This window comes from Kocuria sp. ICS0012 (assembly GCF_001665945.1).
GTDB classification, from domain to species: domain Bacteria; phylum Actinomycetota; class Actinomycetes; order Actinomycetales; family Micrococcaceae; genus Kocuria; species Kocuria marina.
Window position 1 is genome coordinate 1 of the sequence record NZ_LZMM01000063.1, and the last position, 19,505, is coordinate 19,505.

Consider the following 19,505-nt stretch of genomic DNA (forward strand, 5'->3'; position numbering starts at 1 on the left):
GCCCGGCGGGGGCCGCCCGCGGGGGGGGGGGGGGGCGCCCCCCCCCCCCCCCGGGGGGGGGGGCGGGGGGGGGGGGGGGCCCCCCGCCGTTCCACGGGGCGATGGCTGGTGGCTCGCGTGGTCACTCCCCGTCAGGGCCGCTGGCGCGTGACGGGAAACGGTCGACGTCGCTCACTCAGGCGGCGTCGTACCCCGCCTTCACACACAGCACAGGGCACCCGGCCTCGAGCAGCAGCCGCTGCGTGGTGGGGGCCATGATCAACTTGCCCACCGGGGTGCGCCGGCGGGTCCCGATCACGAGCAGAGCGGTCCGGTCGCGATCGGTGGCCTCGAGGATGACGTCCGCCGGATCGGCGTCGTGCGCCACGGGGACCAGCTCGTAGGACACGCCGCTCTCGTCGAGCGCGGCGCGGTCCTCCTTCACGGCGGCTTCGGTGTCCTCGGGGCCGGTGTGCCGCCCCCAGCGCTTGGTGTGATGGCCCTGGACCACCACGAGGTCCGCCGAACGCAGGGTGGCCTCGGTGATCCCGGCGCGCAGGGCGGCCCGGCCGGCGGGGGTGGGTAAGTATCCGACAACGATGTTCATGACGTCTCCGGGTCCGTGAGCGGGTGGGTGGGGGCGTGGACTCAGCGGTCCACGTCCTCCAGGTTGGCGAGGTCCTCGGGGTGCTGGAAGCGGGTGCGGCGACCCGTGAACAGGCGGGCGTACAGGAAGTTCAGCAGCCACAGGACCAGGCCCAGGGCGATTAGGACGAGCGCGATCTGGTACTCGATCACGTCCTGCGCCCACGGCCCCAGCAGGAACGTGCACGTGATGGCGCCCAGGTAGGGCAGGACGCGCGGGGCGTGGAAGTAGTCGTGACCCTCCTGGGAACGGTCACGGCGCAGGATCACGGCGGCCACATTGACCACCGTGAACACGGCGAGCAACAGCAACGCCGTGGTGCCGCCCAACGCCGCGGCGGTGCCCTTACCCATCGCGTTGTTCACCAGGATGATGAGCACCATGCCCAGTACGGTGGTGAAGATGATCGCGGTCCAGGGGGTGCGACGCCCGGGGAGCACCTTGCCCAGGAAGCCCGGGATCACGCCCTGCCGCGCCATGCCGTAGAGCAGACGCGAGGCCATGAGCATGTTGATCAATGCGGTGTTGGCGACCGCGAAGATGGTCAGGAACGGGTAGATGGTGTCGATCGGCAGACCGGGGGCACCGATGCGCACCACGTCCAGCAGAGGGGTCGTGGACTGTCCCAGTTCACCAATGGGCACGATCGCCACCGTGAACACGGACACCAGCACGTAGATCACGCCGGTGATGCACAGGCCCAGCAGCATCACGCGCGGGAAGTTGCGCGTGGGGTCCTTGGTCTCCTCGACCATGTTGACCGAGTCCTCGAAGCCCACGAAGGAGAAGAACGCGAGGGACGTGACGGCGGTCAGGGCCAGGAACATGCCCTTGTCGTCCGAGGTCTCGAAGATCACCGTGCGGCTGAAGTCCGCGTTGCCCTGGGCCGCGGCCCAGAACCCGACCAGGATCACGATCAGCAGGCCGGTGAGTTCGATGCACGTGAGCACCACGTTGAGCTTGACCGATTCGGACACCCCGCGCAGGTTGATGAGCGCGAGGATCGCCAGGAAGGCCACGGCCACGATGGTGATCCCCAGCGGGCCCACGTCCAGGTGGAAACCCTTGGCGAAATTGGAGGCCACGGTGCTAGATGCCGTGGCGGCGGAGGTCAGTCCCGAGCACAGCACGGCGAACGTGACGAGGAACGTGAGGAAGTGGATCCCGAACGCCTTGTGCGTGTAGAGCGCCGCACCCGAGGCCCCGGGGTACTTGGTCACGAGTTCCAGGTAGGAGAACGCGGTGATCGTAGCCACCACGAAAGCGATGAGAATGGGTGCCCACGCGGCGCCGCCGATCTCACCGGCGATGTTGCCGGTCAGCGCGTAGACGCCCGTGCCCAGGATGTCCCCCACGATGAACAGGAGCAACAATCCCGGACCCATGACCCGCTTCAGCTCATGCCCGCCCCCCGAGGACGCGGGTGCCCCGGCGGCGCCGGATGCGCCCGGTGTCCGACTGTTCGCCGTGGATGACGAGGTGACATCCTTCGACGCTGGTGAATCGCTCATGGTTTCCTCCGCGGATCGGCCTCGTGCAGCCGCTGACTGGCACCGGTTTCCGATGACATGGATGTGACCCGCGGCTCATGCGTACAGGTAACCATAAAGGATGCGGTCCGGGTGGTGGGAGCACCGGACGACCCGGCGCGGCGAGCCGTGCCGGGGAAGGGCGCGGGCGACGTCGTCGTCCGGTACGACGACGCGTCCCGCACCCGCCGCTGCGGATACGAGGCGCACGCCCAGGGAAGGGTGAACTCAGCGAATGCCGCGCATCAGCTTCAGGATGGGCTTGGACGCGAGGAGCATCACGACGCCGAGCACGATGGTGATCGCGCCCATGGTGCCGAAGTACCCCACTTCGTTGTCCGCGGAGTAGAACTCCGCGAGCGAGCCCGACAGCGCGGTACCCAGGGCCACGGAGAGGTTGTACAGCGCGATCATCTGTACGGGGAACTTCCGCGGCGCGAGCTTGGTGGCCAGGGACAGGCCCACCGGGGAGAGGAACAGCTCGCCCAGGGTGGCGAAGAACAGCACGAGCACGATCCACCCGATGAACACGGACGGCGTGTGTGCCTGCGTCACGAAGGTGAGGAACGCCACGCCGATCAGCAGCAGCGCCACACCGAACTTCACGGGGGTGCTCGGCTGGCGGGTGCCCAGCTTGGTCCACGCTGCCGCGAACACCATGCCCAGCAGGACGATGAACACAGGGTTGATGGACTGGGTCAGCGAGGGCTTGAAATCGAAGCCCCACAGGTTGAGGTTCAGCCGGGTGTCCGCGTAGATGGCGAGCACGGTGAACTGCTGCTGGAACAGCGAGAAGAATGCCGCGGTGGCAATGAACAGGGGGATGAACGCGATCACCCGGGAGTGCTCGTCCGGGGAGAGCTCCTTGTCACGCAGCATGGTCACGAACAGCGCCACGGCGGAGACCACCACCACGAGGATCACGGCGTTGGAGAGGTTCCCGGGGTTGAGGACGCCGGTGAGCAGCAGCACCACCACGAGCACCACGGCCGCCAGGACGATGCCGATCCACTTGCCGTACTGCGAGCGGGGCAGCGGGTTGGCCACGGTGTGCACCGTGGCGGGCAGACCCTTGCGGGTGAGGGTGTACTGCACCAGGCCGAAGGCCATGAAGATCGCGGCGAGACCGAAGCCCATGTGGAAGCCCCACTTGGCCCACGCGAAGCCGGTGAGCAGGGGGCCGAACAGGCCACCAATGTTCACACCCATGTAGTAGATGGAGAAACCCGCGTCACGGCGGGGGTCGTCACGCTCGTAGAGGGTTCCCACGAGGTTCACGCACGTGGTCTTCAGACCGCCGGAACCCACAGCGATGCACAGCAGGCCGATGGTCAGGCCGAGAACGCTCGGAATCAGGGCCAGGGCGATGTGGCCCGCCATGATGAGCACCGCCGAGGCGAGCATGGTGCGCTCGGAGCCCAGCAGTCGGTCCGCGATCCAGCCGCCCAGGATGGAGCACAGGTACACGGTGCCGCCGTAGGCACCCACGATCCCGGCGGCCACGCCCTTGTCGATGCCCAGACCGCCGTCCGAGACGGCGTAGTACATGTAGTACAGGACCAGGGCCTGCATGCCGTAGAAGGAGAAGCGCTCCCACATCTCCACCGAAAAGAGGTTGGCCAGCATTCCGGGCTGGCCGAAGAAGGTTTTCCTGCCCGCGGGGTTGTGCGGGTCGAGGGCTGGCTGGGGTGTGGCCGCCGCGGTGTGCGCGCGGCTGCCGTCCGGGCTGTTCTGACTCATAACAGTCCATGATGCACCCCCGGGCTGGGTGCCCGGGCCTGCGACGCACCACGGGAACGGCCCCGGGTCCTCCTGCCAGAGTCCCGGGGCCATTGCTCCGCGCCGAACGGCGTGGTCAGCGCGTCAGGCGTGAGCGCCGGACGGGGGCGCCGACGGCGCCGCGTCACCTCGGGTGGGCGGCGGCTGGGCCGTGGGCGGTCACCCGGTCAGTCGTTGAAGTCAGCCGGGTCCGAGCCCAGTCGACCGTCCTCGCGGGTGAGGCCGTTGATCTCCTCGATCTCCTCCGTTGTGAGGGTGACCTGCTGGGCGTCCCAGTTCTGCTGGATGCGCTCCGGGGTTACGGACTTGGGGAACACCACGTTGCCCAGGGCCAGGTGCCACGCGATGATGACCTGCGCGGGGGTGGCGTCGTGGGCGCGGGCGATCTCACCGATGGTCTCGTCCTGCAGCTCCGCCTTGCCCTGGCCCAGCGGGGACCACGCCTCTGTGAGAATGCCGTTGCGGGCATCCATCTCGCGCATGTGCTGCTGGTTGAAGGAGGGGTGCAGCTCGATCTGGTGCACGGCGGGGACCACCCCGGTGTCCACGACGTCCTGCAGGGCCTTCTCCGTGAAGTTGGAGACGCCGATGGAGCGCGCCTTGCCGGAGTCCTTGATCTCCTGGAACGCCTTCCAGGTCTCCAGGTACTTGCCTTTCTTCGGCTGCGACCAGTGGATGAGGTAGAGGTCCACGTAGTCCAGGCCGAGGCGTTCGAGGGACGCGTCGATGGCCTGGAGGGCGGAGTCGTGGCCCTGGTTGTCGTTCCACAGCTTGGTGGTCACGAAGAGCTCCTCGCGGGGGATGCCGCTCTTGGCGATCGCGCGACCCACGCCCTCCTCGTTGCCGTAGATCTCGGCGGTGTCGATGTGGCGGAAGCCCACCTGCAGGGCCTTGGCCACCACGTCCTCTGCAACATCGGACTCCACCTGCCACACGCCGAAGCCGAGCTGCGGGATGGAGTGGCCGTCGTTGAGCTGAAGTGTCTGGTTCTTGGACATCCTGGTGGATCCTTTCTGTGACAACTACTCCCAGTGAACTGCTGCACCGCGGATCTGACAAGCCGTTAAGTTCTCGGTGAAGTCCCTGGCCGGGGCCGGATCCCGCGCGGGGCGCGGGGGGAAACATGATCAAATAGGGGACATGAAGTTCAACTTCCGGCGCGTCAAATCCCCCGCTTACCTCACGTCCGTGGGTCTCCTGCTCATCGGTCTGCTGTTCGCCCTGGCCTCGGTGGCCGTGGCCGCCTGGATCTTCTTCCTCCTGGGTATCGCCCTGAACGTGGTGACCGTGAGCGTCACGGACGTTCCCGATTCCTCGTCCCGCGCCCGCGGTGCCGGCACCCGGGTGGTCGTGGAGCCCCAGGCGGACACCGAGCAGCACGCGGCGGTCCCGCCCGCCGGATCATCTCCCGCGGGTTCGTCGTCCCTGCGCCGGGACGAGGAGTGGGTCCCGGACGCACACGAGGGTTCCCGCCAATGACCCTGCCCCGGCAGTGTGCCGTCGTTCCACAGCACCGGAGCTGATGACGACGGCGCGGTATGGGACCCTGCCCCGCGGTCAGTTCATGGCCGCGGCACGGTAGATCTGCTGCACCGTCAGTTCGGGCAACCGGGTTTCGATCCCCACCGTGTTCTCCGGGTCCGAGCGCAGGTAGCGCACCGGCCCGTGCGATCCCACGGTGAGCTTCTCGGCGTCAGCCAGTGCGTAGACCGCGTCCAGCACGGCGGTGAACGCCGGGCCCTGCGTGGGGTTCACACGCAGGGTGAGGTGGGCGGTCACGGTGTCCGAGACGCCGTTCTCGTCGAAGGGGGACTCCACGTCCAGCTCGCGTACGATGCCCACACCGTGGCCGATCACCCCCGGCAGTCGTACGGACAGGTGGCGCTGGGCCCTCGCGAAGCTGCGCCGCAGCACGGATACCCAGGACAGCGCGGCCAGCGCGAGCACCACCGCGATGACCCCCGAGCCACAACCCGTTGCGGGTGTCCGTGTACCGGATGGCGCTGAGCACCACCACGAGCGCGGAGACCAGGGGGATCACCAGCAGAAGGGACGTGGCCCACTTCTCGCGCAGGGTGGGCTTGGCGGAGAGATCGGGATCGGCCCCCGGGGCCCCGGTGCCGGTACCCGCGGAACCGGTCCCTGCGGCGTCGCCCGACCCGGGTGCGCGGCCCAACTGACGCATGGCGGCGGCGTCGAACCCGCGGTCGTCAACGTTCACGGGCGCGGGCCAGGTGTCGTGGGAGTCCATGCCTCCCATTATGGTGGCATGGACGTCCAGGAGAGGTGGCCCCGTGCCCGCAGTCGATCCACGCCCCGAGCGTTCTGTGTCCGCCCGTGCGCCCCGCGCGGGACTGCTGCTGGTCGGCGTGCTCCTGCTCGGGGCCAACCTGCGGGCGGGGATCACCGCGGTGGGCCCGGTGCTGCCGCAGATCGAACACGAGGTGGGATTGAGCGCGTCGCAGGCGTCGCTGCTCGTGAGCCTGCCGCTCGTGGCGTTCGCCGTGATCTCCCCCTTCGCGCCGCGACTCGCGGAGGCATTCCGGCTCGAACGGGTCCTGGGTCTCGCCCTCGTGGTCCTCGCGGCGGGCATCGTGGTCCGCTCGGTTCCCGGGCCCGGGCTGATCTGGGTGGGCACGGGACTGCTGGGCGCGGCGATCGCGGTGCTCAACGTGCTCATCCCGTCCCTGATCAAACGTGACTGGCCGCACCGGATCGGCCCCATGACGGGTGTGTACCAAGCGGTCACGGCGCTGACCGCGGCGCTCGCCTCCGGTGTGGTGGTCCCCATCGCGGACGTCGCCCCGTCCGGCTGGCGGTTCGCGCTCGGGATCTGGGCGGCCGTGGCGATCATCGGCGTGGCCGTCTTCCTGCCGTGGATCCTGGGGGTGGCCTCCCGGGTGGGCTCGGGCACTGCCGCTCCCCGGGCCGCGGCCCCCGATGCGACAGGGCCTGGTTCGCCGACTCTGGGTTCAGGAGCGGACGACGACGCCGCACCGGCGGTTCCCCCGGCCGTCACCGCGTCCGTTGCACGTTCCCGGGCCCGGCTCCCGCTGGGCTCCGCCCTGGCCTGGCAGGTGACCGTGTACATGGGGCTGCAGTCCACCGTCTACTACACGATGGTCACGTGGCTGCCGACGATCCAGATCTCCGACGGCGCTACCCCGGTCCAGGCCGGGTGGTACCACTTCGCGTTCCAGGCGTGCGGACTCGTGGGGACTCTCTTCGCCGGGTTCATGATCCCCCGGCTCCGGGAGCAGTCCGGTCTGGGTGCGGTGTTCGCTGCCTCAGCGGTGATCGGTCTGCTGGGTCTGCTGTTCGTCCCCTCCCTGTCCCTGTTGTGGGCGCTGTTCATCGGGTTCTGCACCGGCGGGGCGATCGTGCTGGCCGTGGCCCTGTTCGGGCTGCGCACCACGGACTACCACCGGGCTGCGGCCCTGTCCTCCATGGCGCAGAGCGTGGGGTATCTCTTCGCCGCGCTCGGCCCCGTGATGATCGGGTTGTTGAAGGACGCCTCCGGGTCCTGGACCGCACCGCTGCTCGTGATGGTCGGGGTGGCCGTAGCACAGGGCGTGTTCATCGCGCTCGCGGGGCGGCGTCGCACGCTGGGTGCCTGAGCGGTGGGCGTGGGGCGGGGGTCACCCAGTTCCTTAGATACGCGAAATATTTGCTGCGTCAATATATGCTCACTACACTCGTGAGTATGGAAGAGACCAAGTGGCTGTCAGAGGACGAGCGGGAAGCGTGGCTCGCGCTCGTCTCCATCATGTTCCGCCTGCCGGGTGCCGTGGAGGGGCAGCTGCGCAGCGAGGAGGACATGTCACTCGCGGAATACCTGGTGCTCGCCATGCTGTCCGAAGCCCCGGACCACCGGCACAAGATGTCCGCTCTGGCCACGGCCACGAACACGTCCCAGTCCCGGCTCTCGCGAATCGTCGCGCGGATGGAGAAAGACGGGCTGGTCACTCGCGCGGGCCGTCAGGACGACCGCCGCGTGGTGATCGCGGAGATCACCCCCGCAGGACTCGAACGTTTGCGTGAGGCTGCTCCGGCCCACGTGCGTCATGTGCGGGAAATCGTCTTCGACCGACTGGCCCCCGAGCAGGTGGGCCAACTCAGTGAGATCGGCCGCGCCCTCAACCGCGGCTCCAATACCCGCGGTGCCATGGGGCTGGACTGCCCCGCGTGATTCCCTGACCCGGGGATACAGTTGCGAGCGTGAGTATGCAGAGCGCCCACATGGCCATGTGGCGGACCATGAAGGGGCAGGAGAACAAGGGCCGCAAGATCAGCGGTGAAACCGTGCGACGCATCATCACGTTCGCGCGTCCCCACCGCCAGGCGATCCTGGCGTTCGTCCTGGTGTCGGTGGCCCTGGCCGTTCTGGGTGTGGTCACGCCCGTGCTGGCCGGGCGGGTGGTCAATGCGATCACTGGCGGGCACGACGTCTCCGTGGTGGTGTGGCTCGCGGTGGCCATCGCGGCGGTAGCCATCACGGACGCTGGACTGTCCCTGCTGAACAGGTGGCAGTCCTCACGGATCGGTGAAGGGCTCATCTACGATCTGCGCACCGCCGTGTACGACCACGTGCAGACCATGCCGCTCGCCTTCTTCACCCGCACGCGCACCGGGGCTCTCGTGTCCCGGTTGAACACGGACGTGATCGGCGCACAGCGCGCGTTCGCCGGGACCCTGTCGGGTGTGGTGTCCAACGTGGTGTCCCTGGTGCTGACCGTAGGGGTCATGGTCACCATCTCGTGGCAGGTCACCGCGCTGTCCCTGCTGCTGTTGCCCATCTTCCTGATCCCCGCCCGGGCCATGGGTGGCCGGTTGGCCGCGTTGCAGCGTCGCTCCGCCCAATACAACGCCCAGATGTCCACGCGGATGACCGAGCGGTTCTCCGCCGGTGGTGCCACCCTGGTCAAGCTCTACAGCGATCCCGCGCAGGAATCGCGGGAGTTCGCCGCCCGCGCGAACGACGTCCGGGGAATCGGGATCCGCGCGACCATGTTGCAGACCACGTTCGTCACCGCCCTGACCCTGGTCTCCGCTCTCGCGCTGGCGCTCGTGTACGGCGTGGGCGGAGCGCAGGCCTTGCTGGGCCACCTGGACGCGGGCTCGGTCGTGGCCCTGGGCATGCTTCTGACCAGGTTGTATACCCCGTTGACCATGTTGGCGAACGCCCACATGGACATCATGAGTGCGGTGGTCAGCTTCGAGCGCGTGTTCGAGGTCCTGGACATCAAGCCCCTCATCACCGAGAGCCCCGAGGCGCGTGCCCTGCCCGAGGGGCCCGTGGCCGTGGAGTTCGATCACGTGCGCTTCTCCTACCCCTCCGCGGACAAGGTCTCGCTCGCGTCCCTCGAGGACGTGGCTGTCCTGGATTCGCGCGGCGGCGAGGAAGTCCTGCACGACATCGACTTCCGGGCGGGACCCGGCCACACCGTGGCCCTCGTGGGGTCCTCCGGGGCCGGGAAGTCCACGATCGCGCAGTTGGTCGCGCGGTTGTACGACGTCGACTCGGGCGCGGTCCGGCTCGGCGGCCAGGACGTGCGGGACACGACCTTCGAATCCCTGCGCCGCTCCGTGGGAATGGTCATGCAGGACGGGCACCTGTTCCACGACACGATCCGCGCGAACCTCGGTGTGGCCCGGGAGGGGGTCACGGACGCCGAGCTGTGGAACGCCTTGGAGCGCGCTCGGTTGCGGCACGTGATCGAATCCCTCCCGGACGGTCTGGACACCGTCGTGGGGGAGCGCGGCTACCGGCTCTCGGGTGGCGAGCGCCAGCGCCTCACGATCGCTCGCTTGCTGTTGGCCCAACCCCGCGTGGTGATCCTGGACGAGGCGACCTCCGCCCTGGATTCCACGAACGAGGCCTACGTGCAGGCGGCACTCGACGAGGCGATGTCCGGGCGCACCGCCGTGGTCATCGCGCACCGGCTGTCCACGATCCGCCAGGCGGACCAGATCCTCGTGATCGAGGCCGGCCGAATCGTGGAGCGCGGTTCCCACGAGGAACTGCTCGCACGCGCTGGCCGCTACGCGGAGCTGCACGCCACGCAGTTCGCGGTGGGCCGCAAGGACGACGCCGCTGCCCGGCTCGATGACGCCACCCGGCCCAAGGAAGGCGCCGGACCGGCGTCGTCGGCGTCGCTGGAACGCGGCGGCACGGGCCGGGGCTGAGGCATGCCGTCCTGGGAGGGTCTGGGCTCCGAACTGGGGATCACGTCCGCCCATGCGATCGTGGTGGTGCTCTCCGCGGTGGGGATATACGTGGCATTCCTCGTCTTCGTGCGGATCTTCGGCCAGCGGGTGCTCACGGCCATGTCCACGTTCGACGTGGTGATCACCGTGATGCTGGGTGCCGTGGCGGGGCGCGTGATCCTGGGGCACCCGCCGACACTCCTGAGCGGGGTGCTGGGACTGGGCACCCTGTTCCTGCTGGAAGTGGTGTTCGGCCACCTGGGCACGCGGGCTCGGTGGCAGCGCGTGTTCAATTCACCCGCCCGCCTGCTCATGATCGGTGACCGCGTGGACGAGCACGCCCTGCGTCGCGCCCACATCACGCATTCCGAACTCAACGGGGCACTGCGTCGGGCGGGGGTGCGCTCCTACCGCGAGGTGGCGTGCGTGCTGCACGAACCCGGGGGCGGGATCAGTGTGCTGCGCCGGGGGGTTCCCATCGACCGCCGGATCCTCGCGGACGTGGCCGGGGCGGACCGGATCCCGGAGGATTTCCTGACCGAGGACATCGTGGACGCGCCACTTGATGCCCCACATGATCGGTGAACTCACTGATGGGAACCCACCCCGGTGGTGCGGGGCGAAGTCCCAGGGATGCTCTATAGCAGGCTCGGGTGGTGGAACCTTGTAGAAAGAGAATGTCATGAAATTCAAAAGCCCGATCACAGTTTACTGCAGTGCGTTTGCAGTGATCGGATTGTCCATATGCGGATGGTTGCTGATTTCTAAGGGGGTTGTTTCCCCCTGGCCCTGACTCTGGCGTTTTTCTGTCTAGGGTCTCTCATGACATCCTATTTCGTCGTTTCCGATGCCGTCTGGGGAAAGCAGATGCGGTGGGATTCGAACGCCTACAGGTCCGGTAGTGCGAGTGAATAGGACGTAGACAAGGATCTCAAGACCGGCCGGCGCATATTTGATCTGCGTTTCCATCATCAGTGCGATACTGGCAATCTGGCTCTTCGTGGTGGGGGGTGTGGTGGGGGTTCGCGCGGCGGTGGTCGCATGGACGTCGGGGTCCCCGTGGATGGAGGTTTTGCACTCACCATCCGGAAGAGCTCGACGTGTTCAACGCTATCTTCCCCGCGCTGTGCCTGATCACGTTCTGCCGCCTCGACGTACATGGCTTCGAAGCCGTCGGGCAGCGACTCGACCCGGATCGGGCGGTCATCGAGTGTCGTGTCGTCGAGGGTGTGATCCGTGGTGGCGTAAGTTCAGCGGGTTAAAGGCCGCCGCGGCGGAAGAGCTGCCCCACGCGGTCCCGGTGATGGACCCGTTCCATGTCGTTCGTCTGGCCGGCGACGCCCTCGACCGGTGCCGGTCTGCTCATCGAGAAGCACACCGCCCGCTTCAACGCCGTGTTCGCGATCGAGGAGCATGTCGAGGTCGAAGCGACCTGGGGCATTTACCAGCGCATTGTCCCCGCCTACCGCGAGCCCGAGAAGAAGAAGGCGAAGCAGATGATGCAAGCGGTGATCCACGCGCTTAGCAGCGGCGTCCCGGCCACGCTCGTCGATATCCGCAAGCTTGGCCGTACCTTTAGGCAACGCGCCTTCGACGTGCTCGCGTTCTTCGACCGGCCAGGCACCAGCAACGGGCCGACAGAGGCGATCAACGGGCGCGTTGAGCACCTGCGCGGCTCCGCTTTCGGCGTCGGCAACCTCACCAACTACATCACCGGGAGCCTGCTCGAGGCTGGAGGATTCAGACCAACCTATACCCTCGAATGCGATGAGCCGGCAATCCCGGTGTTCGTCCAGACGCGGGACATCATACAAATCTGACACGTGAGCGGCGCGCGTGAGTGCAAAATAAAATGGGCGGGGCATTTACGAGTGTTCCGCCCATCGCTGTGGTCGGGGCTTGGGGGTGCGCGTGGCCGCGCGTTGTCCCCGCTCGCGCAGCTTCTGGTCCAGTCCGGACTCGCTGGTGCTGCCCAGGCGGTTCCGATCCTTGGACGCCATCGCGGACGTCTTCCTCGTGCCTTCCTTCCGGACGGCATGCTTCAGCGGCACTTGTGACGGCTCCACCGGGTGAACCGTCACGAATCTGGAAATGGTCCGCTCACCGATGGTTTTGCGCCGTTAGGATGAAACCACGGCTACGAAGGGATACGGCCCCATGACCGATCTGGCGATCCGCTACCGCGGGGTGAGCAAAGTCTATCCGGACGGTACGGCCGCGGTGGATAACTTGGACCTGGACGTTCCCGCGGGTTCCCTCACGGTGTTCGTGGGCCCATCCGGCTGCGGCAAGACCACGTCCCTGCGGATGCTCAACCGCATGGTGGAGCCCTCCTCGGGGACGGTGGAGGTCAACGGTCAGGACGTCGCGAGCATCCCGGCCGCCAAGCTGCGCCGCTCCATGGGGTACGTGATGCAGCAATCGGGTCTGCTGCCCCACAAGACCGTGGAGGACAACATCGCCACGGTCCCCCGGCTGAACGGGGTGTCCAAACGGGAGTCCCGCGCGCACGCCCGGCAGTTGCTGGGCTCGGTGGGATTGGACGAGTCCGTGGCCACCCGGTACCCGGCGCAGTTGTCCGGAGGTCAGCAACAACGCGTGGGCGTGGCACGTGCGCTGGCCTCGGATCCGCCCATCCTGCTCATGGACGAACCGTTCTCCGCCGTGGACCCCGTGGTGCGCCAGGACCTGCAGAGCGAATTGTTGGACCTGCAGAAGCGGTTGCACCGCACCATCATCTTCGTGACCCACGACATCGACGAGGCGATCCTGCTGGGTAACCGCGTGGCCGTGTTCGCGCGCGGGGGCAGGCTCGCGCAGTACGCGACCCCGGAGGAACTGCTGCGGGCCCCCGCGGACGACTTCGTCGCGGACTTCATCGGCCGCGACCGCGGGTTCCGTTCGCTGAGCTTCGACAACGCCTCCGTGGCACTGCAGCCCGTCACGGTCCTGGCCGTGGACACCGGCGAGCGCTTCCTGGTGGGCCCCTGCAGCGAGGACCCCGCGCCGTGGCAGGCGGCGGGCGCGGCGTCGTCGTCGGACTGGGTGCTCGCGGTGGACGAGCGCCGCCACCCGCTGGGCTGGCTGCCCGTGACGGCGTCCGGAGAACCGGCCGCGCGCGAGGAACTGCGTGTGGGAGGGACCCTGTGGCACGACGGCGGGTCGTTGCGCACCGCGCTCGACGCCGCCCTGTCCTCCCCGTCCGGGCAGGCCGTGGCCGTGCACCGCGACGGCTCCGTGGCGGGCGTAGTGCCCGGCGAAGACGTGATGCGCGCGATCGAAGAGCAGCGCTCGGCGCGCTACGACAGGTCGGAACGCTCGTGAACTGGCTGTCGAACAACTGGTCCACGGTCCTGGACCTTGCCGGTGCGCATCTGATCCAGTCCATCGTGCCCGTGGTCGTGGGCCTGCTGATCAGCGTCCCGCTTGCGCGGTTGGCCACGAGCAGACGCTGGTTGCGCCCGGTGTTCGTCACGGGCTCGTCACTGCTGTACACGATCCCCTCGCTGACCCTGTTCGTGGTCCTGCCGCTGATCCTGGGCACGGGCATCACATCCGTGGTCAACGTGATCGTGGCGCTGACCCTGTACGTGATCGCAATCCTGGTGCGCTCGTGCGTGGACGCGTTCGAATCCCTGGACCGAGATGTCCTCCAGGCCGCCACCTCGCTGGGGTACAAACCCGTGCGCCGCTTCTTCGGGGTGGAACTGCCGCTGGCAGTGCCCGTGATGATCGCGGGGCTGCGCGTGGCCACGGTCTCCAACATCTCCATGGTCTCCGTGGGCGCCGTGATCGGCATCCAGTCCCTGGGCACCCTGTTCACGGACGGGCTGCGCCGCTCAATCGTCTCGGAGATCGTGGTGGGCATCGTGGCCACCGTGCTGATCGCGATCGTGCTGGATCAGCTCTTGCGTCTGCTCGGCCATGTCCTGACCCGCTGGCAGCGCACGGGGACCACGACGGCGCGCGAGCGGCGTCGTGCCGGGGCGGCACGGCACGACAGCGCTAACGGCCGAGTCGACCGGCCCGGGGGCGGGGACCCCGAGGGCCGCGATTCCGTGGCCGGTGCGCGACCCGGCGCGGGCGCCGTCGCCGCCGTGGAAGCCCGGGGTGATTGCGCGTGAACCTGTTCTCGGAAGCCGCGCAGTTCCTGACCGACCCCGCCAACTGGAGCGGAGCCACCGGGATCCCGCAGCGTTTGCTCGAACACGTGGGCTACAGCGTGCTGACCATGGGGATCGCGCTCGCGATCGCCGTGCCCCTGGGCCTGTGGGTGGGCCACACACGCCGCGGCGGCGGCGTGATCGTGGGCCTGGCTGGCGCATTGCGCTCGCTGCCCACCCTGGGTCTGCTGAGCCTGTTCACGCTGCTCATGGGGCTGGGGCTCATGCCCCCCATCCTGGCGCTCGTGCTGCTGGCCATCCCGCCCATCCTTTCGGGCACGTACTCGGGGGTCGCCGCGGTCTCCCCGGCGCTCGTGGACGCCGCTCGTTCCATGGGCATGACCGAGGGTCAGGTACTCACGCGCGTGGAGATCCCCGTGGCGCTGCCGGTGATCCTGGGCGGGATCCGCAATGCCGCGTTGCAGGTGCTCGCGACCGTGACCATCGTGGCGTACATCAACCTGGGCGGTCTGGGCCGCTATCTGATCGACGGGCTCGCGGTGCGCGACTACGCGCGCATGCTCGCGTCCGTGGTACTCGTGGCCGTGCTCGCACTGGCCGCGGATGCAGTACTCGCTCTCGTACAACGCCTGGTGACGTCGCCGGGCCTCAGACTGGCAGGAGATCGACCATGACACCGTCCCCCTCTACGCAGCGCAAGCGCGCTGCGCACCGCGCCCTCCGCCCCGCCGTGTGGGCGGCCATGACCGCCACGGCCGTGTTCGCCCTCACCGCGTGCGGCGGCGGTTCCGACCCGCTCGCGGAGAACTCGGGCGACGCCGCCTCAGGCGGCTCCTCGGACGCCGTCACCGTGGGCTCTGCGGACTTCCCCGAGTCGCAGGTCATCGCCGAGCTCTACGCCGGGGTGCTGCGGGACGCGGGCGTCACGGTGGAGACCAAGCCGGGCATCGGCGCGCGCGAGGCCTACGTGGGTGCCGTCAAGGACGGTTCCGTGGACGTGGTCCCGGACTACTCCGGGAACCTGTTGCTCTTCGCGGACAAGGACGCCACCGCGGCCTCCGCCGAGGACATCATGAAGGCACTGCCTTCCGCGTTGGAGGGCCAGCAGCTCTCGGTGCTCGACCCCTCCCGCGCGGAGAACAAGGACGCCCTGGTGGTCACACAGGCCACCGCGGAGAAGTACGGTCTGACGTCCATCGAGGACCTCTCCTCGGTGTGCGGGGACCTGATCATGGCTGGCCCGCCGGAGTTCCAGGAACGCGCCTACGGCGTGGACGGGTTGAAGCAGAAGTACGACTGCTCCTTCAAATCCTTCCAGCCCATCAACGACGGCGGCGGCCCCCTCACCGTGCAGGCCCTGACCCAGGACGACGCCCAGGTGGCGGACATCTTCACCACCACCCCGGCCATCCAGGACCAGCACCTCACGGTGCTCGAGGACCCCAAGAACAACTTCATCGCCCAGCAGGTGCTCCCGCTCACCGCCCCGGACCGCTTGCCGCAGAACGCGGTGGACGCGCTGAACGAGTTCTCCACCAAGCTGACCACCCAGGACCTGATCGACCTCAACCGCAAGGTCAGCGGGGACCAGCAGCAGAACCCCGCGGACGCCGCCAAGCAGTGGCTCTCCGACCACGGGTACGAGAAGGCCTCCTGATCCGCGACACCCGCAGCGACGTTGGCCGACGAACCGCCGTCAGGGTCGCCTGGTGACGTCCGGAATCCACCCCACGGGGTGGGATCGCCCGGTGCTCCCCGCATGGGGAAGCACCGGGCGTTCGTCATGTTCCGTTCATCCGCGTCCGGCCGAGCGCGTTCTCCACGGCCGTGTGCGCGGTTCTGCACAGGCTTGTCCACACCCGCTGGGGATTCGCGTCATATCGCCCTGACCTGGGGTTTCAAAGGTATCGCCCCACGTGGCCCACCCGGGAACGCGCCATGGTTTCCACACCTGTGGATAACTCTGTGCACAACCTGTGGGGTGAATACGGGGTGCGGGGACGAGTCACGCGGACGTCACCTGAGCGTCGAGTGCAACCGCGCCCGTATCCTGGACGCAACCGGCCCGCGGGAACGCGGAGGCGGTCGATCCGAGCTCGGCATCAAGGGGGATCCCGGGCACCATGACTCCCCACGCACGTGACGTGCGTCAACCGAGGAGGCATTCCCGTGCTGTCCGAACCCTCGATCCCCCGGGACACCACCGATCGCGAACACGTACTCGAATCGGTGCGGGAGCATCTCGCGCTGGATACGCGCGCGACCCCCGAGGAACGCACCGTCTTCCTTGGTCGGCTCAGCCGTCAGCTGGACCGTCTGATCACCTCCTTGCACGCGGTCTACGGACCCGGGCTCGGTATCTGGGACACCGTGACCCGCGCCGTCCTCACCGCGTGGGAGGCCTATGTGCAGCGCCCCCGGGACCTCAAGGACCTGGACCGCCGCCGCGAGGACCAACTGCCGTGGTTCACGTCCCGGGAGGCCGTGGGCGGGGTGTGTTACGTGGACCGCTACGGCGGGGACCTCGCGGGGATCCGGGAGAAGATCCCGTACTTCGAAGAACTCGGGCTGACCTACCTGCACCTCATGCCCCTCTACGAGAGCCCCGCCGGCAACTCGGACGGGGGGTACGCGGTGTCCTCCTACCGCCGGGTGGACCCGGAGCTGGGGACCATGGCGGAGCTTGCGGACCTGGCGGCCGAACTGCGGGCCCAGGGGATCGCCCTGGTGCTGGACTTCGTGTTCAACCACACCTCCAACGAGCATGAGTGGGCCCGGGCCGCGGCCGCCGGGGACCCGTTCTACGAACGCTTCTACTGGATGTACTCGGAGCGCACCGTGCCGGACGAGTTCGAGCGCACCGCGCGGGAGATCTTCCCGGATGACCACCCCGGGGTGTTCACGCGCGTGGACAGCACGCCGGCGGGACGGGACGCGAGCCCCTACGACCCGGATCCCCGGTGGGTATGGACCACGTTCCACCGCTTCCAGTGGGACCTCAACTACTCCAACCCACACGTCTTCCACGCCATGGCCGCGGAAATGCTGTTCCTGGCCAACCAGGGGGCCCAGGTGCTGCGCCTGGACGCCGTGGCGTTCATCTGGAAGCAACTCGGCACCTCGTGCGAGTCCCAGCCACAGGTCCACGATCTGCTGCGCGCGTTCAACGCCGTTACGGCCCTGGCCGCCCCGGCCGTGGAGTTCAAGTCGGAGGCGATCGTCCACCCGGACGAGGTCATCCGCTACGTCCACCCGGACCAGTGTGCGCTGTCCTACAACCCCCTGCAGATGGCCCTCACATGGGAGGCCATGGCCACCCGGGATGTCTCCCTGCTCTCCGCCGCGCTCGCCGAACGTCACGAGACGCCAGCGGGCACCGCGTGGGTCAACTACGTGCGCGGCCATGACGACATCGGGTGGACGTTCTCCGACGACGACGCCGCTCGCCTGGGTGTCGATGGCCACGACCACCGCCGCTTCCTTAACGCCTTCTACACCGGGCGCCACCCCGGTAGCTTCGCGCACGGCGTGGCGTTCCAGGGCAATCCCCGCACGGGCGATTGCCGGATCTGCGGCACCACCGCGTCCCTGTTGGGTCTGGAGACCGAGCCGGGTCCGGCCGTGGACCGGATCCTGCTGGCGCATTCGCTGGCCATGAGCACCGGCGGAGTCCCCCTGCTTTACCTGGGTGACGAGGTGGGTCAGCGCAACGACGTCCATTGGGACGAAAACCCGGACGCCGCGGACGACGCCCGCTGGGTCCATCGCCCGCGCTACCCCCGCGACGACTACGAACGCCGCCACGACCTGTTCTCGGTGCAGGGGCGGATCTTCGGCGGGATCCGGGGGATGATCTCGGTGCGCCGTGCCACCCCGGAGTTCGAGGGCACCGCGCTCATCCCGTTCATCACGCACAACCGCCATGTCCTGGGCTATCAGCGTCCCGGCGCGCACAGCGTGGTGCTGTGCCTGGCGAACTTCAGCGACTGGCCCCAGTTCGTCACGGGTGAGACGCTGAGCGGTTTCCTGCCCTCGGCGACCATGCTGCACGAGAACGAGCGGGTGGACCTGCGCGGGGGGATCCTGGTGGAGGCTCACGGTTTTCGGTGGCTGCGCGTGATTCCCGCCTCCTGACACCGCGGAAATCACAGCGTCACATAACTGCCCCCTAAAAGGGGGTAACTCAACGCAGATAAGCGGACAGTGAGCGTTATCCACAACGCTTCTCCACAGGAGTGGATAAGTCACACGACTGTCATTCGACCCGGTTAGCCAGACGCTTGTTCGGTATTTCCCCTGGTCATGCGTCGTTTCCTGCCGTTACCGCGCCTGCCCAGGGTGTGTGCGTCGAAACTGTGTTCGAATTGTGCACAGACTTTTCCACCCCTGTGGATAAATTTTCTCCACCTCTTGTGGACGCGTCACACTTCCCCCAGCGGAGTGACGGCTTGTCGTCTTTGCATCAGACTGAGCGTCATAAATTACTCGCGTGTAGTTGGTGTTCGGTGGGACGAACGCCATGGGGGGAAGCACGCACCAAGGGGGAAACATGTCTGTTCGCATCTCCGAGGTCGATTCCACCGACCACGGATTCTCGCTGCTCGTGGAGCAGGACGTGGCGGTCACCGCCCAGGAGTTCGATCTGGCCCTGGGCAGGCCCAGGGGGATGGGCCGATGGTTCGGGATCCACGTCACGTGGCCCACGTCCCCGGACGATCAACTGCACGTGGGCTCGGCGATCGAGTTCGACGCCCCGGTGGGGCCGTTCACGTTCGACTACGTCATGATCGCCGCGGACCGCGTGCCCGGTGAATCGCTCATGCTGCGCACCACCAAGGGGTTCGCGGACATGATCATGGAGTACGCGTGGCAGCCCACGAGCTCGGGGGTGACCGTCCAGCTGCGCGCGGATTTCCGACTGCGCGGGGGGTTGTGGTGGAAGCGCCCGTGGGCCCGGATGATGGCCCGCCGCCGACTTGCCCAGGGGCTGGAACGCATGCGGCGGGATCTGGCCGCGGGGCAGCCGGGGGAGTTGGCAACGTCGTCGACCGAGCATCCCTCTCGCGGCACCGGCCACGGCGTGCGGGCTGCTGCCCACGGCAGGCACGCGGGAACGCACCGCAAGGCCACGGGGCGGCGACGCGCGCAACGCGCGTGAACCGCTTGAAACGCGCTTACTACTGAGAGCTGTGCGGACGCCACCGGGACCAACGGGGGGTGTCCCGCGGCGCCCGTCGGCAC

At 68.0% G+C, this 19,505-nt stretch carries 18 protein-coding genes and 1 pseudogene; 13 read left to right on the forward strand and 6 right to left on the reverse strand.

What is annotated here, in order from left to right; translation table 11 throughout:
- Nucleotides 1–175 precede the first annotated feature (175 nt).
- The 4 genes from A5728_RS10270 to A5728_RS10285 all read right to left on the reverse strand — a co-directional run bounded on the left by A5728_RS10270 (nucleotide 176) and on the right by A5728_RS10285 (nucleotide 4,931).
- Nucleotides 176–586 carry a universal stress protein gene (locus A5728_RS10270; protein WP_064846944.1) on the reverse strand — a complete coding sequence of 137 codons (411 nt, stop codon included), beginning with the start codon at nucleotides 584–586 and terminating at the stop codon, nucleotides 176–178.
- Nucleotides 587–627: 41 nt separating this feature from the next.
- Nucleotides 628–2,136, reverse strand: a complete 1,509-nt coding sequence (locus A5728_RS10275; RefSeq protein WP_064846945.1) for an APC family permease — start codon at nucleotides 2,134–2,136, stop codon at nucleotides 628–630.
- Between the two features lie 246 nt (nucleotides 2,137–2,382).
- Nucleotides 2,383–3,894, reverse strand: a complete 1,512-nt coding sequence (locus A5728_RS10280) for a peptide MFS transporter (RefSeq protein WP_064846946.1) — start codon at nucleotides 3,892–3,894, stop codon at nucleotides 2,383–2,385.
- Between the two features lie 206 nt (nucleotides 3,895–4,100).
- The gene (locus A5728_RS10285) at nucleotides 4,101–4,931 is read right to left on the reverse strand and encodes an aldo/keto reductase (protein WP_064846947.1); all 831 of its coding nucleotides are present in this window, start codon (nucleotides 4,929–4,931) and stop codon (nucleotides 4,101–4,103) included.
- Nucleotides 4,932–5,073: 142 nt separating this feature from the next.
- On the opposite strand from A5728_RS10285, the gene A5728_RS10290 reads away from it, so the two are divergent.
- Nucleotides 5,074–5,412 (forward strand): hypothetical protein, encoded by a 339-nt coding sequence (locus A5728_RS10290; RefSeq protein WP_064846948.1) that lies wholly within the window; start codon nucleotides 5,074–5,076, stop codon nucleotides 5,410–5,412.
- Nucleotides 5,413–5,490: 78 nt separating this feature from the next.
- Here A5728_RS10290 and A5728_RS14840 read toward each other — a convergent pair whose 3' ends face one another.
- The gene (locus tag A5728_RS14840; protein ID WP_231885614.1) at nucleotides 5,491–5,883 is read right to left on the reverse strand and encodes a hypothetical protein; all 393 of its coding nucleotides are present in this window, start codon (nucleotides 5,881–5,883) and stop codon (nucleotides 5,491–5,493) included.
- A gap of 344 nt (nucleotides 5,884–6,227) precedes the next feature.
- On the opposite strand from A5728_RS14840, the gene A5728_RS10300 reads away from it, so the two are divergent.
- From A5728_RS10300 to A5728_RS10320, 6 genes and pseudogenes are all read left to right on the forward strand, one after another.
- Complete coding sequence (locus A5728_RS10300) at nucleotides 6,228–7,550, forward strand: MFS transporter (RefSeq protein ID WP_064846949.1); 1,323 nt, start codon at nucleotides 6,228–6,230, stop codon at nucleotides 7,548–7,550.
- Nucleotides 7,551–7,636: 86 nt separating this feature from the next.
- The gene (locus A5728_RS10305) at nucleotides 7,637–8,122 is read left to right on the forward strand and encodes a MarR family winged helix-turn-helix transcriptional regulator (protein WP_064846950.1); all 486 of its coding nucleotides are present in this window, start codon (nucleotides 7,637–7,639) and stop codon (nucleotides 8,120–8,122) included.
- A gap of 29 nt (nucleotides 8,123–8,151) precedes the next feature.
- Entirely contained in the window at nucleotides 8,152–10,119 is a 1,968-nt protein-coding gene (locus tag A5728_RS10310; protein ID WP_082943406.1) for an ABC transporter ATP-binding protein, read from the forward strand.
- A 3-nt stretch (nucleotides 10,120–10,122) separates the two neighbouring features.
- Complete coding sequence (locus A5728_RS10315; RefSeq protein ID WP_064846951.1) at nucleotides 10,123–10,725, forward strand: DUF421 domain-containing protein; 603 nt, start codon at nucleotides 10,123–10,125, stop codon at nucleotides 10,723–10,725.
- 515 nt (nucleotides 10,726–11,240) lie between these two features.
- The gene (locus tag A5728_RS14535) at nucleotides 11,241–11,402 is read left to right on the forward strand and encodes a hypothetical protein (RefSeq protein WP_197493161.1); all 162 of its coding nucleotides are present in this window, start codon (nucleotides 11,241–11,243) and stop codon (nucleotides 11,400–11,402) included.
- A pseudogene (locus tag A5728_RS10320) lies at nucleotides 11,390–11,911 on the forward strand (transposase); the annotation flags it as partial. The gene A5728_RS14535 and the pseudogene A5728_RS10320, both read left to right, overlap by 13 nt.
- Nucleotides 11,912–12,005: 94 nt before the next feature.
- Here A5728_RS10320 and A5728_RS14985 read toward each other — a convergent pair.
- Nucleotides 12,006–12,140, reverse strand: coding sequence for a hypothetical protein (locus A5728_RS14985; protein WP_255359896.1), 135 nt, complete (start codon nucleotides 12,138–12,140; stop codon nucleotides 12,006–12,008).
- Nucleotides 12,141–12,297: 157 nt separating this feature from the next.
- Here A5728_RS14985 and A5728_RS10325 point away from each other — a divergent pair, with 157 nt between their 5' ends.
- The 6 genes from A5728_RS10325 (at nucleotide 12,298) to A5728_RS10350 (ending at nucleotide 19,422) form a co-directional block, all read left to right on the forward strand.
- Nucleotides 12,298–13,464: an ABC transporter ATP-binding protein gene (locus A5728_RS10325; protein WP_064846953.1), complete on the forward strand. Its 1,167-nt coding sequence runs from the start codon at nucleotides 12,298–12,300 to the stop codon at nucleotides 13,462–13,464.
- Nucleotides 13,461–14,264, forward strand: coding sequence for an ABC transporter permease (locus A5728_RS10330; RefSeq protein WP_064846954.1), 804 nt, complete (start codon nucleotides 13,461–13,463; stop codon nucleotides 14,262–14,264). Before A5728_RS10325 ends, A5728_RS10330 begins: the two co-directional genes overlap by 4 nt.
- On the forward strand, nucleotides 14,261–14,938 hold the full coding sequence (locus A5728_RS10335; RefSeq protein WP_064846971.1) for an ABC transporter permease: 678 nt from the start codon (nucleotides 14,261–14,263) through the stop codon (nucleotides 14,936–14,938). The genes A5728_RS10330 and A5728_RS10335 overlap by 4 nt, the downstream gene beginning before the upstream one ends.
- Nucleotides 14,935–15,921 carry an ABC transporter substrate-binding protein gene (locus A5728_RS10340; protein ID WP_064846955.1) on the forward strand — a complete coding sequence of 329 codons (987 nt, stop codon included), beginning with the start codon at nucleotides 14,935–14,937 and terminating at the stop codon, nucleotides 15,919–15,921. The genes A5728_RS10335 and A5728_RS10340 overlap by 4 nt, the downstream gene beginning before the upstream one ends.
- Nucleotides 15,922–16,433: 512 nt before the next feature.
- A complete protein-coding gene (locus A5728_RS10345) occupies nucleotides 16,434–18,398 on the forward strand; it encodes an alpha-amylase family protein (RefSeq protein ID WP_064846956.1) in 1,965 nt (654 codons plus the stop codon).
- A 415-nt stretch (nucleotides 18,399–18,813) separates the two neighbouring features.
- The gene (locus tag A5728_RS10350) at nucleotides 18,814–19,422 is read left to right on the forward strand and encodes a hypothetical protein (protein WP_064846957.1); all 609 of its coding nucleotides are present in this window, start codon (nucleotides 18,814–18,816) and stop codon (nucleotides 19,420–19,422) included.
- The last annotated feature ends 83 nt before the right edge of the window (nucleotides 19,423–19,505 follow it).

Coding starts and splice junctions, on each gene's coding strand:
- A5728_RS10270 (WP_064846944.1), bottom strand. CDS start 586: ATGAACATCGTTGTCGGATACTTACCCACCCCCGCCGGCCGGGCCGCC.
- A5728_RS10275 (WP_064846945.1), bottom strand. CDS start 2,136: ATGAGCGATTCACCAGCGTCGAAGGATGTCACCTCGTCATCCACGGCG.
- A5728_RS10280 (WP_064846946.1), bottom strand. CDS start 3,894: ATGAGTCAGAACAGCCCGGACGGCAGCCGCGCGCACACCGCGGCGGCC.
- A5728_RS10285 (WP_064846947.1), bottom strand. CDS start 4,931: ATGTCCAAGAACCAGACACTTCAGCTCAACGACGGCCACTCCATCCCG.
- A5728_RS10290 (WP_064846948.1), top strand. CDS start 5,074: ATGAAGTTCAACTTCCGGCGCGTCAAATCCCCCGCTTACCTCACGTCC.
- A5728_RS10305 (WP_064846950.1), top strand. CDS start 7,637: ATGGAAGAGACCAAGTGGCTGTCAGAGGACGAGCGGGAAGCGTGGCTC.
- A5728_RS10315 (WP_064846951.1), top strand. CDS start 10,123: ATGCCGTCCTGGGAGGGTCTGGGCTCCGAACTGGGGATCACGTCCGCC.
- A5728_RS14985 (WP_255359896.1), bottom strand. CDS start 12,140: ATGGCGTCCAAGGATCGGAACCGCCTGGGCAGCACCAGCGAGTCCGGA.
- A5728_RS10325 (WP_064846953.1), top strand. CDS start 12,298: ATGACCGATCTGGCGATCCGCTACCGCGGGGTGAGCAAAGTCTATCCG.
- A5728_RS10340 (WP_064846955.1), top strand. CDS start 14,935: ATGACACCGTCCCCCTCTACGCAGCGCAAGCGCGCTGCGCACCGCGCC.
- A5728_RS10350 (WP_064846957.1), top strand. CDS start 18,814: ATGTCTGTTCGCATCTCCGAGGTCGATTCCACCGACCACGGATTCTCG.